The organism is Shewanella donghaensis (assembly GCF_007567505.1).
In the GTDB taxonomy this organism is placed as follows: Bacteria; Pseudomonadota; Gammaproteobacteria; order Enterobacterales; family Shewanellaceae; genus Shewanella; species Shewanella donghaensis.
Window position 1 is genome coordinate 587658 of record NZ_CP041783.1, and the last position, 12697, is coordinate 600354.

9 protein-coding genes are annotated in these 12697 nt (G+C 38.8%); 3 read left to right on the forward strand and 6 right to left on the reverse strand.

The genetic code is table 11. The annotated features are described in order from the left end of the window. The first annotated feature begins 14 nt into the window (after nt 1–14). Nucleotides 15–908 carry a LysR family transcriptional regulator gene (locus FPK91_RS02440; RefSeq protein WP_144214089.1) on the forward strand — a complete coding sequence of 298 codons (894 nt, stop codon included), beginning with the start codon at nt 15–17 and terminating at the stop codon, nt 906–908. Nucleotides 909–958: 50 nt separating this feature from the next. Here the strand turns inward: FPK91_RS02440 and yfaE are convergent, their stop codons facing one another. The 5 genes from yfaE to ubiG form a co-directional block, all read right to left on the reverse strand. After that, a complete protein-coding gene (yfaE, locus tag FPK91_RS02445) occupies nt 959–1297 on the reverse strand; it encodes a class I ribonucleotide reductase maintenance protein YfaE (RefSeq protein ID WP_144207488.1) in 339 nt (112 codons plus the stop codon). After that, nucleotides 1287–2417, reverse strand: a complete 1131-nt coding sequence (gene nrdB / locus FPK91_RS02450) for a class Ia ribonucleoside-diphosphate reductase subunit beta (protein WP_144207491.1) — start codon at nt 2415–2417, stop codon at nt 1287–1289. The genes yfaE and nrdB overlap by 11 nt, the downstream gene beginning before the upstream one ends. 55 nt (nt 2418–2472) lie before the next feature. Further along, complete coding sequence (gene nrdA / locus FPK91_RS02455; protein WP_144207494.1) at nt 2473–4761, reverse strand: class 1a ribonucleoside-diphosphate reductase subunit alpha; 2289 nt, start codon at nt 4759–4761, stop codon at nt 2473–2475. A gap of 453 nt (nt 4762–5214) precedes the next feature. Continuing rightward, complete coding sequence (locus FPK91_RS02460) at nt 5215–5877, reverse strand: HAD family hydrolase (protein ID WP_144207497.1); 663 nt, start codon at nt 5875–5877, stop codon at nt 5215–5217. Nucleotides 5878–6022: 145 nt separating this feature from the next. Next, nucleotides 6023–6751 carry a bifunctional 2-polyprenyl-6-hydroxyphenol methylase/3-demethylubiquinol 3-O-methyltransferase UbiG gene (gene ubiG / locus FPK91_RS02465; RefSeq protein WP_144207500.1) on the reverse strand — a complete coding sequence of 243 codons (729 nt, stop codon included), beginning with the start codon at nt 6749–6751 and terminating at the stop codon, nt 6023–6025. Between the two features lie 356 nt (nt 6752–7107). On the opposite strand from ubiG, the gene gyrA reads away from it, so the two are divergent. Further along, entirely contained in the window at nt 7108–9831 is a 2724-nt protein-coding gene (gene gyrA, locus FPK91_RS02470) for a DNA gyrase subunit A (protein WP_144207503.1), read from the forward strand. Between the two features lie 190 nt (nt 9832–10021). On the opposite strand, the gene FPK91_RS02475 is transcribed toward gyrA, so the two are convergent. Continuing rightward, nucleotides 10022–11170 (reverse strand): serine hydrolase domain-containing protein, encoded by a 1149-nt coding sequence (locus tag FPK91_RS02475; protein ID WP_144207506.1) that lies wholly within the window; start codon nt 11168–11170, stop codon nt 10022–10024. 338 nt (nt 11171–11508) lie between these two features. On the opposite strand from FPK91_RS02475, the gene serC reads away from it, so the two are divergent. Then, on the forward strand, nt 11509–12600 hold the full coding sequence (serC, locus tag FPK91_RS02480) for a 3-phosphoserine/phosphohydroxythreonine transaminase (RefSeq protein ID WP_144207509.1): 1092 nt from the start codon (nt 11509–11511) through the stop codon (nt 12598–12600). Nucleotides 12601–12697: the final 97 nt, after the last annotated feature.

Consider the following 12697-nt stretch of genomic DNA (forward strand, 5'->3'; position numbering starts at 1 on the left):
AAAGAGTCAATGATATGAATTGGTCAATAGAACAGCTTCAAGCATTTGTTACAGCAGTTAATTTAGGCTCATTTTCTGCCGCAGCGAGATCCCTTGGTAAGGCACAATCAAGAGTCAGTACCGCTATCGCTAATTTAGAAATTGATCTCGGGTTTAAGTTATTTGATAGAACAGGGCGTTTGCCTGTTTTAACCGTGCAAGGCGAACAGATGTATATTGAAGCTAACGCCGTAATCGCCCAGTGTGAGCGTTTAAATGCCAAAGCCAGCTCGGTAGTGACCGAAGACGAGTTACTGTTAACTATCGCCATTGACGAAGCTGTACCCATTTTTACATTTGAAGAGTTTTTTGAAAAAACCGCCAATACTTTCCCGCTACTTAAACTGACCATTTTGAATGGTTCTCGAGATGATATCGCCCAGTGGGTTGAGTCAGGTAAAGCTGATTTAGGGATATTGTTTTTAGGTGAAGCATTGAGTGACAGTTTAGAGTTTTTCACCATTGATAGTTTTCATAAATCATTGATAGTGTCACCGAACCATCCTTTGGCAGATATTCCTGTTCCTAATATCTCTCAATTAAATCAGTACAAGCAATTTGTGATTTGTGATTTAGAAACAAAAAGTAAACCCATTTCAGCCAACTGCTGGCACGTTGATAGTTATTATTATATTACCTCTTTGGTGGTGCGTGGCTTAGGTTGGGCGCTAGTGCCTGAACACATTGCTAATAGTGACTGGTATTCTGGAGAGATAAAGGCATTAAGTTGTTACCATATTTCAGATTCAATCACCATTGAAATGGGCTTGGTTAAACGGCGGGATAAAGGCGCTGGCAATATCATGAACTGGATGTTTGGAGAGGTCGAGAAGATGTTTTTTGTGGCAAAAAAAGCGAAAGTGCAATAGTAGATCTAAAATGAACCTAATTATGGATGAGCGCGATTTAGTCTCGGATTTTAGTCAGTGAGTTCTAAATTTTTAAGTTTTTTCACAAATATATTAGTTGGTTCATCTGTAGTTAAATCAAGATCGATATTGGTATCTGGCACACAACAACAAGGCAAACACTCATCAGCTTCAAGTTCGACTAATGGCTCGGTAATGTATGTGACCTTACCGCTGTTGATTTTTGTTTTACAGGATCCACAGAAACCACGTCGACATTCTGAAAAGACGTTGACATTTTTTATTTCTAATACTTCTAAAAGCGTGTGTTGCTGCTGATTGAACAGCAACACAGGTTCCCCATTTAAGCTAACAATAGGGGCTTTTTTAAAATTTCTGTTATAGATCAAAATCTAAAAACTCATCGCTATCAACAGCCGAATCAATCTGACCGACTAAATAAGAAGAGACTTCAACTTCTTGAGGCGCAACTTGAACAGCATCACTTTCAAGCCAGTTTTTCATCCAAGGTAGTGGGTTGGTTTGCTCTGGATAAGGTTGCGCTAAGTTAACGGCTTTCATACGTTGATTGGTAATATACTCAACGTACTGACATAAGATTTGCTCGTTTAAGCCAATCATAGAACCGTCTTTAAATAAGTACTGCGCCCATTCTTTTTCTTGCTCTGCAGCTTTAAAGAAAATGTCATAAGCTTCTTGCTCACACTCTGCAGCAATCTCACCCATTTCAGGGTCATCTTTTCCACCTTGCATGATGTTCAAAATATGCTGAGTACTGTTAAGGTGTAATGCTTCATCACGTGCAATTAAGCGAATGATTTTTGCATTACCTTCCATAAGCTTACGTTCAGCAAAGGCAAATGAACATGCGAAGCTGACATAAAAACGAATCGCTTCTAGTGCGTTCACTGACATCATGCATAAATACAATGATTTTTTTAGAATACGGCTAGTAACAGTAATCTCTTTGCCAGCAATTAAATGAGTTCCTTCGCCATGTAAATTCATGACTTGGGTCAATTCAATTAAGTCATCGTAATACTGGGCGATGTCACCAGCACGCTTAAGAATTTCTTTATTAACAACGATGTCATCAAATACCACCGAAGGATCATTCATAATGTTACGAATGATATGCGTATAAGAACGAGAGTGAATTGTTTCAGAGAAAGACCAGGTTTCAATCCAAGTTTCTAGTTCCGGTAATGATACCAATGGCAATAAAGCGACATTCGGTGAACGACCTTGAATTGAGTCTAATAAAGTTTGGTATTTAAGGTTTGAGATGAAAATATGTTTTTCATGCTCAGGTAAGCCTTGATAATCAATTTTATCTTTGCTTACATCTACTTCTTCTGGACGCCAGAAAAATGATAATTGTTTTTCAATTAATTTTTCAAACACTTCATATTTTTGTTGATCGTAACGAGCAACGTTGACAGATTGCCCCATGAACATCGGTTCGTTCATTGGGTTATTCGGAGTTTGACAGAAAGTAGAGTAAGCCATTTTTGTATCCTAAAAAAGCGGGGACAACTCCCCGCATTTATATGCTAATTATTGATTAAATCTTACAAGCGCCGCCAGCACAATCATCATCTTCTTTCTCAACAACCGTGATGTCATCAAAGCTGTCAGAAGCACCATCACGAGTGTTGTGATAATAAAGGGTCTTAACCCCTAATTTATAAGCAGTTAGCAAATCTTTAAGTAAGGTTTGCATTGGCACTTTTTGATTCGGAAAACGTGTTGGATCGTAATTAGTATTAGACGAAATTGCTTGGTCAATGAACTTCTGCATTAGGCCAACTAGCTGTAAGTAACCATCATTGTTAGGCATATTCCATAACAATTCATACTGGTCTTTCAGTTCATCAAAATCAGGTACGACTTGCTTTAATTGGCCGTCTTTACTGGCCTTAACACTGATTAAACCACGTGGAGGCTCAATACCGTTAGTAGCATTAGAAATCTGTGAAGACGTTTCTGAAGGCATTAATGCTGAAAGTGTTGAGTTACGTAAGCCATGTTGTTTAATGTCTGCACGTAAACCTTCCCAATCCATATGTAATGGTTCATCACATATTTTATCTAAATCGCGCTTATAAGTATCAATTGGCAAGATACCTTGAGAGTAAGTCGTCTCATTGAATAAAGGACATGCGCCTTGTTCTTCAGCAAGATTGTTTGATGCTTTTAACAAATAGAACTGAATGGCTTCAAAGGTTCTATGGGTTAAGTGATTACCTGAGCCATCAGAATACTTCATGCCATTCTTAGCAAGATAATTGGCGAAGTTGATGACGCCTATACCAAGAGTTCGACGATTCATCGAACCAAGTTGAGCAGAAATAATTGGGTAGTCTTGGTAATCTAACAAATTATCAAGTGCACGTACTGCCAAATCAGCTAACGGTTCTAGATCTGATAAGTCTTTGATAGCACCAAGGTTTAATGCTGAAAGTGTACAAAGAGCTATTTCACCTTCAGGATCTTCAATGTTCTTAAGTGGCTTAGTCGGTAAGGCAATTTCTAAACAAAGGTTAGATTGCTTAATTGGTGCAACTTTCGAATCAAATGGGCTGTGAGTATTACAGTGATCAACATTTTGAATGTAGATACGGCCAGTAGAGGCGCGTTCTTGCATCATCAATGAAAATAATTCAACTGCTTTAATCTCTTTACGACGCACGCTTGAGTCCGCTTCATATTGAAGGTATAGACGTTCGAACTCATCTTGATCAGCAAAGAAAGCATCATATAAACCTGGGACATCAGACGGGCTGAACAAGCTGATGTTTTGACCTTTAATTAAACGTTGGTACATCAATTTGTTTAGTTGAACACCGTAATCAAGGTGACGTACACGGTTATCATCAACACCACGGTTATTTTTAAGAACCAGTAATGATTCAACTTCTAAATGCCATAATGGATAGAACAGGGTAGCTGCACCACCACGGACACCGCCTTGAGAACAAGACTTAACGGCTGTTTGGAAATACTTATAAAATGGTAAACAACCCGTATGGAATGCTTCACCGCCGCGAATAGGGCTGCCTAGCGCACGAATACGACCCGCATTAATGCCGATACCAGCACGTTGGCTAACATACTTTACGATTGATGATGCAGTCGCATTAATCGAATCTAAGCTGTCATCACATTCAATCAGAACGCAAGAACTGAATTGACGTGTTGGGGTACGAACACCCGCCATGATTGGCGTTGGTAATGAAATTTTGAACATCGACGTCGCATCGTAAAAACGTTTAATGTAATCCAAACGTGTTTCTTTTGGGTAGCGAGCAAATAAACATGCCGCGACCAAGATATAAAGAAACTGTGCGCTTTCATAAATTTCGTTTGTGACACGGTTTTGAACTAAGTATTTCCCTTCAAGCTGTTTAACCGCAGCATATGAGAAATTCATATCACGCCAGTGATCGATATAACTATCTAATATGGTTATTTCTTCAGCGGTGTAATCTTCTAAAATATGTTTGTCGTACTTACCTAGTTCAACCAAGCGCGTTACTTGATCGATTAGTTTAGGTGGTTCGAATTGACCAAAGGCTTTTTTACGTAGATGAAATACAGCAAGACGAGCAGCTAGAAACTGGTAATCAGGTGCTTCAGGAGAGATTAAATCTGCTGCTGCTTTGATGATAGTTTCGTGAATAGCTTCGGTTGGAATACCTTCGAAAAATTGCAGGTGAGAACGTAATTCAACTTCAGAGACTGAAACGTTCTTCAGTCCTTTTGCTGCCCACTCAATAACGCGATGAATTTTGTCTAAATCGATTGTTTCGCGTTCGCCACTTCGTTTTGTGACTGTCATATTGCTGTTCATTAAATAAAGCCTTGATTCTATAATTCTATACAGTGGATCTTTTTTTAATCGTTTGAGTTACGATCGAAAATAAATCACATTACGTTCCCTTGTAAGTTGATCATCCATAAGCACTAACAACGTCATATATTAAAAAATACTAGTGTTATAAAGAGATACAATGCGTTGTAACGCTAGTGTCTCAATGTGATGTCACACACAAGATATGGTGTTTAATTAAATCTCACATACAAGATAGTGAGGTTGAGGCTTTTTTGCAAGCGGCAATTTATTTAATAAGTTGTGGATATCTTCTGTATAGATGGCGATGTTAGTGAAAGCTAACCTGCAATGTCAAATTATACAATAATTTAACTAGCGCGTTTAAATTTCAAGCGGGAATAAACATAATTTCGATCGCTACAATAAACAGCGATCGATTGTTTTGCTATAAAAAAAGTTTGCTTTTTATATTTAAGATTTGTTAAGGAATGCTTGATGTAATTCATTGACATTATTGAATTGAAAATCACTTGGCCATTCGTTCGGGTTATCATCTTCTGATAGATAGCCCCATAGTGCTATTGCACCGACCATACAGGCGTTTTGAGCGGCGATTAAGTCTCTTTGGGCATCACCAACATAAAGAATGCTTTCTGGCTTACAGTTGATTTGCTGGGCTGCTAATAACATCGGCGCAGTATGAGGTTTTGGGTGCATAGTAGAATCACCGCTGATAATCGTTTTAAGCTTAGCTTCGATTTTTAATGCTTTTAAAAGAGGTCGAGTAAAGCGGGCTTGCTTATTAGTCACGATACCGTAAGGGATATTCTGTTGTTCCAGAAATAGCAGAAAATTTTCAAAGCCTGCAAATAGTGATGCTTTTTCACCATTAACTTGCTGATAGTGGATTAACAAAGATTGTTGGATTGCGATTTGTTGTTGTTCTTCTAGTTCAGGTACACCCGCTTTGACTAAAGCAAGACTGCCGTTAGATGCAGCATAGCGCAGTGATTCAATACTTTTTGGGGCGATACCCCTATCTTTCAAACTCAGATTTAATGCATGAACAAGATCGGGCGCTGTATCAGCTAAAGTACCGTCTAAGTCGAATAGTACACCTTTGATGTTATTCATAATTTTCCTGTAATGAAATGAACTCGATAAAACTGTTGGAGACTTAGCTGGATAAAATAGTAATGCGTTTGTTTATTTCACAAACGCATTACTTATGACTCTTTACTCATTAATAACCATAACCATGGTGCCTTACTAATATTGGCTATGTATCGTCTTTTTGAGTAGCAATCATGTAGTTCACATCAACTTTATTAGTGTACTTATAAACGCCAGACAATGGGTTGTAGGTAATACCGAGTGCGTCACGGCAATGTAGGTCAGTTCTGTCTACTAAGTTAATTAATTCAGATGGTTTAATAAATTTGCTGTGATCATGTGTCCCTTTAGGCAGCATTTTCAATACGTACTCTGCACCAACAATGGCTTGGATATATGACATGATATTTCTATTAATAGTAGAAAAGAACACATAACCATTGGGTTTAACCATGTCACAACAGGCTTTAATCACCGAAAGTGGGTCAGGGACGTGCTCTAGCATTTCCATACAAGTCACAACATCGTAATGACCTTTGTGCTGCTCAGCATGTTCTTCTGCAGTCATAGTGTCGTAATGAATATCGATACCCATTTCTAACGCATGCAGCTTAGCGACTTCAATTTGAGCCTCACCCATATCTAATCCAGTGACTTTAGCACCAATCTTAGCCATGCTTTCTGACAATATACCGCCGCCACAGCCAATATCTAATACTTGCTTACCAAAAATACCACCACTGGTAAGATCTATATAATTTAAGCGTAATGGATTGAGTTGGTGAAGAGGTTTAAAGCTACCATTTGGATCCCACCATGACTCTGCCATTTGGGCAAATTTTTCGATTTCTTGATGATCAACATTTTGCTGTGTGGTTTGTTCTTGGTTAGACATATCGAGAACCCATGAATTATTAGTAGTTATTGCAGGTATTATAACCATACGATTTAATAAACATAGTGAGATGAAACAAGATTCACTTTTGGTTGCTGGAATATGCACCAATGACTGTAGATAAATTCGACATTGCTTAGTTTTAGCTGTAAATGACCAAATAAAATAGTAGAACTATCTAATCAATATACTTGAATCTAATCAATTTTTGATCTGTTTTCTCCTAGCCGTAATATTTCCTTGTTATAGGGTCTGGCCTCTTTAAATATCTGTGTTAGAATGCCAAATCACGTTTTTGAGCGACACAATAAAATGGAATAATTATTGTGCGCTAATTTTAGGGGAACGAGCAGTTTATGACTGATCCGGCATCATCAATTTCGCCAATTAACATCGAAGACGAACTAAAGAATTCTTATTTAGATTATGCGATGAGTGTAATCGTAGGTCGTGCATTACCCGACGTACGAGATGGCTTAAAACCAGTTCACCGTCGTGTTCTTTTTGCTATGAACGAATTGAAAAACGACTTCAACAAGCCATATAAAAAATCAGCTCGTGTTGTTGGTGACGTTATTGGTAAGTATCACCCACATGGTGACACTGCTGTTTACGACACCATCGTACGTATGGCGCAACCTTTCTCATTACGCTACACACTTGTTGACGGCCAAGGTAACTTTGGTTCTGTTGATGGTGACTCAGCGGCTGCGATGCGTTACACCGAAATTCGCATGCGTAAGTTGGCACATTCTTTACTTGCCGATTTAGAAAAAGAAACCGTAGACTTTGTACCTAACTATGACGGTACTGAATTTATCCCTGCGGTTTTACCTACACGCGTACCAAACCTACTTATTAATGGCGCATCTGGTATTGCTGTTGGTATGGCAACAAACATTCCTCCTCATAACATCACGGAAGTGATTAAAGGGTGTTTGGCATTAATCGAAGAACCTGAGTTATCTATTGAGCAATTGATGGAATACATACCAGGTCCTGATTTCCCGACTGCTGCAAGCATTAATGGCCGTAAAGGTATCATTGAAGCTTATAAGACCGGTCGTGGACGTGCGATTATGCGTTCAAAAGCTGCAATTGAAGATAACAATGGTCGCGAACGCATCATTGTTACTGAGATCCCTTATCAAGTTAACAAAGCACGTCTAATCGAAAAGATTGCCGAGCTAGTTAAAGATAAAAAGATTGAAGGGATTACCGGTCTACGTGATGAATCTGATAAAGACGGTATGCGTATCGTTATTGAGATCAAACGTGGCGAAGTCGGCGAAGTTGTTTTAAATAACTTATATTCTCAAACTCAAATGCAGTGTTCTTTTGGTATCAACATGGTGGCATTGACTAATGGTCAGCCTAAATTGTTTAACCTTAAAGAAATGATTGAGTGCTTTATACTTCACCGCCGTGAAGTCGTGACTCGCCGTACTGTATTTGAATTACGCAAAGCCCGTGAACGTGCTCATATCCTTGAAGCGCTGGCTATTGCTTTAGCAAACATTGACCCAATCATTGCGTTAATTAAAGAATCGCCAACCCCTGCCGAAGCGAAAGTTAAATTAATTGCCCAAGGTTGGGATCTCGGACACGTTCAAGGCATGCTTGAAAAAGCAGGTGATGATGCGGCTCGTCCAGAGTGGTTGGAACCTGAATACGGTATCCGTGATGGCAAGTACTTCCTGACTGAGCAACAAGCTCAAGCTATTCTAGAATTACGTTTACATCGCTTAACGGGTCTAGAACACGAGAAAATTCTTTCAGAGTACGAAGAGTTACTTGAGTTCATCGAAAGCTTATTATTCATTCTTCGTAGTCCTGAGCGCTTAATGGAAGTGATCAAAGAAGAATTAAATGAAATGCTAGACCAGTACGGTGATGAACGCCGCACTATCATTAATCAAAATGAAATTGATATGAGTTTAGAAGACTTAATCAATGAAGAAGATGTGGTAGTGACGTTATCTCATATGGGTTATGCGAAGTACCAACCGCTAACGGATTACCAAGCACAGCGTCGTGGTGGTAAAGGTAAAGCTGCAACTAAAGTTAAAGACGAAGATTTCGTTGAAAAACTATTAGTGGCTAATACACATGATACGATTTTGTGTTTCTCTGACTTCGGCAAAATGTACTGGCTTAAAGTTTACCAGTTACCGCTTGCTAGTCGTACCGCTCGTGGTCGTCCAATTGTTAACTTGTTACCACTTTCTGACGGTGAGCGCATTACTGCAATCTTACCAGTTCGTGAATATGCTGATGACAAGTACATTGTGATGGCAACAGCTCACGGTACCGTTAAGAAAACAGCATTAACTGCCTATAGTAATCCACGTGCAAACGGTATTATTGCAGTAAATCTTAAAGATGATGACCAACTAATTGGTGTAGATATCACAGATGGCAGCAATGACATCATGTTGTTCTCTAATGTCGGTAAAGTGGTTCGCTTTAATGAGAAAGTTCGTGATTCAGAAACCGGTGAAGTGAAGAAAGATCCTGAAACTGGCGAAGACATGATTGCAATCCGTCCTATGGGCCGTACTGCAACAGGTGTTCGTGGTATCAAACTTGAAGAGGGTCAGAAAGTAGTTTCGATGATCATTCCTAAAGAAGAGGGTGACATTCTAACTGTAACTGAAAATGGTTATGGTAAGCGTACTAATCTAGCTGAGTACCCTGCTAAGAGCCGTGGCACTAAAGGTGTTGTTTCAATCAAAGTAAGTGACCGTAATGGCGCGGTTGTTGGCGCAGTTCAAGTGACTGAAACTGATGAAATTATGCTAATTAGTGACAAAGGTACTTTGGTTCGCACCCCTTCAGTAGGTGTATCGCTGATTGGTCGTAACACGCAAGGTGTAACGATTATCCGTACTGCTGAAGATGAGAAAGTGGTTGGTCTACAGCGAATTGAAGAAATCCAAGTTGATGACACTGAACTTGAAGGCGAAGAAGTTGAAGCTATTGAAGGTGAGGTAGTTAATACCACTACTGAAGCAACTACTGAAGCAACTACTGATTCAGAGACGCCAGCTACAGATACTCCGTCAGAAGACGATGCATAATATTGATTGATTAATATTTGCGTATTGTTTGAGTGACAAAAAAAGGATGCCATTTGGCATCCTTTTTTATTGCTCATAGTTTGTTGCTAATAGTTTACCGGTTATGACTCAAATACCAATGCACAAAGATAAAGAATGGTGGCTTGAATATAGAGTCAGTCATTATCTTTAGGGTATAACCTGAAAAGTATTAATTACTTTGTTGTTTAAATGCATCATGCCAAAAAGCAGAACTCAATTTGGCAATCACTCTCGACTCACCATTCAATAGCATTACCATACCGATATTAAGCTCCGGTGAGTAAGATATTTCAGCAACATATCCAGCAACCCAACCAGCATGATAAATCAGTGGTCGTCCTTCGAATTCATATACTCGCCAACCTTTACCGTAATGAGCATTATCAAGGTGTGCACGCCAATCACGGCGACGTAATTCCTTTGTTGTTTTGACACCCGGTGTCGTCACATCATTGATGACAGCAGGAGATAAAACGGCTGGTTTCTCACCTAAATTGGCAATTAACCATTTTGACATATCAGTAATACTGGCATTAACACCAGCAGCAGGTGCGAGTTTGTAGTAATTAGATTTTACTTTTACTTTTTTAAAGCCTGACTTAGTTTTAACATGAGGTTCAGCACGATTGCTTTGTTGCTTAAAAGCCTCAAAGCCTACAGAAGCGGTTTTCATATCTAAGGGAGTAAAGATACGTTGTTCAATATAGTTTTCGTAAGTTTGTCCGCTTTTTTGTTCAATCGCGGATTCAATAAATGAAAATGCCACATTTTGATAGCTATAACACACTCCAGGATTACACATGGGGGTTAATTCAGAGAATTTGCTGACAATTTTGTCCATGTTCACATTTGCATTGATTAAGTTGTCATAACTGTTAGGCATCAATCCAGTACTTTGGCCTATGATATGTCCAAGATTAATCTGCTGACTGCGCTTAGGATCTGCTAATGCGAATGAAGGAAGGTAAGAATTAATAGGCTGTTGCCAGTCGAGCTTTTTTTCTTGAACTAACATACTTGCAAGGGTGCCAGCAAAGGTTTTTGACACTGAGGCTAATCTGAATACTGTATTGGCATTAACGTTCAGAGAACCGCCTTTACTGCGTTTACCGTAATAGCTTAGTTTTAATACTTTATCGCCTTCGACAATGACGAAAGCACCACCAGGAACTTTGCTCTTTTTAAGTTTACTGTGAAAATTTTGTTTGAATTTTTCTGTTATGGCATCAAATTGTGATGCTTGAGCGGATTGCGGAATTAGCATCGCGCTTAAAGATAAAGAAATAGAGCCCAACAATAGGGTCGGTTTTGACAACATGTTTATATCCACTTGGCCGCTTAACGGTATTTATTCTTTTTTGTTATTTGCTTCAATTACAAACGAGCGATAAAAAGTTGCTGCTTAAGCATTATAATTACATTTATGAAGCACTTTATAATGACTATTGTTGTGCAAAAAAGACAAATTTACTAGTCATTAGTCAGATCAATTACTCATCTTAGAAATTATTGTTTACCCGAATAGGCAGGAACTTGTTCTTATATATCACTCCCTAATGATTTATTTTCATTTTAGCCTCCAAACAGTTGCGATATACTGCAGAGAAATAAACACATAATTAATGTGTTAACTAAAAACGATAAAAGGACAATGCTGTGAGCGCTATCTATAATTTCTGTGCTGGACCTGCCATGTTACCTCAACCTGTGATGCAAAAAGCACAGCAAGAATTAATCGATTGGAATGGTTTGGGTGTGTCCGTTATGGAAATTAGCCATCGCAGTAAGGAGTTTATCGCATTAACTGAACACGCTGATAAAACACTTCGTACATTAATGGATATTCCAGAAAATTATCATGTGTTGTTTATGCATGGTGGTGGTCGTGGGCAGTTCACTAATGTGGTGAATAATTTCCTTGGCGACAATGGGAAAGCCTTATATTTAGTCAATGGTCAATGGTCAACTGCAGCTGTTAAAGAAGCTGTAAAATTGGTTGGTGAAAACAATATAGACCAAATCAGCATTGTTGAAAAAGTTGATGGGTTAAATCAAGTGGTCATGCCCGATTTTTCTTCAAGCACTAAAGACTATCGGTACCTACATTTTTGTGCCAATGAAACGGTGGATGGTATAGAGATATTTGATCATATTAACTGTCCTTGGCCGGTAGTTGTTGATTTGTCTTCAACCATTATGTCTCGTAAAATTGATGTGAGTAAATACGGGTTAATCTATGCTGGCGCGCAGAAAAATATCGGTCCTTCAGGCTTATCTATCGTGATTGTAAGAGATGATATGTTGCAGTTACCGAGTTTACCGCAATCATCTATTATGGATTACAGTATCGCTCAAGCTAATGGTTCAATGTTTAATACTCCACCTACGTTTGCTTGGTATCTAGCTGCTGAAGTATTTGATTGGCTAACCTCTGTTGGCGGTGTTAGTGCGATAGAAGCATTGAATCAGCAAAAGGCGCAGTTACTGTATCAATGTATCGACAGTAATCCGTTTTATACCAATGGCGTTGCCAATCACAATCGCTCAAGAATGAATGTAACCTTTCAGTTAACTGATAATAGTCTAGATGGTGAGTTTTTAGCCCAAGCAGAAAAAGCGGGTCTAGTGGCCTTAAAGGGCCATCGCGTCGTCGGCGGAATGCGCGCGAGTATTTACAATGCCATGCCTTTAGCGGGTGTGCAGGCTTTAGTGGATTTCATGAAGTCTTTTGCAAAGCAAAATAGCTAATAATAAAAAGAGTTATTACAAAAGTAACTTTATAAACAGAGATTAACAAAAAAGCCAATAATGAATATTCATTATTGGCTTTTTATTTTACTCTTCA

Excerpts from the sequence above, each read along its gene's own strand:
- FPK91_RS02440 (WP_144214089.1), top strand. The coding sequence starts at position 15 with ATGAATTGGTCAATAGAACAGCTTCAAGCATTTGTTACAGCAGTTAAT.
- nrdB (WP_144207491.1), bottom strand. The coding sequence starts at position 2,417 with ATGGCTTACTCTACTTTCTGTCAAACTCCGAATAACCCAATGAACGAA.
- nrdA (WP_144207494.1), bottom strand. The coding sequence starts at position 4,761 with ATGAACAGCAATATGACAGTCACAAAACGAAGTGGCGAACGCGAAACA.
- FPK91_RS02460 (WP_144207497.1), bottom strand. The coding sequence starts at position 5,877 with ATGAATAACATCAAAGGTGTACTATTCGACTTAGACGGTACTTTAGCT.
- ubiG (WP_144207500.1), bottom strand. The coding sequence starts at position 6,751 with ATGTCTAACCAAGAACAAACCACACAGCAAAATGTTGATCATCAAGAA.
- gyrA (WP_144207503.1), top strand. The coding sequence starts at position 7,108 with ATGACTGATCCGGCATCATCAATTTCGCCAATTAACATCGAAGACGAA.
- FPK91_RS02475 (WP_144207506.1), bottom strand. The coding sequence starts at position 11,170 with ATGTTGTCAAAACCGACCCTATTGTTGGGCTCTATTTCTTTATCTTTA.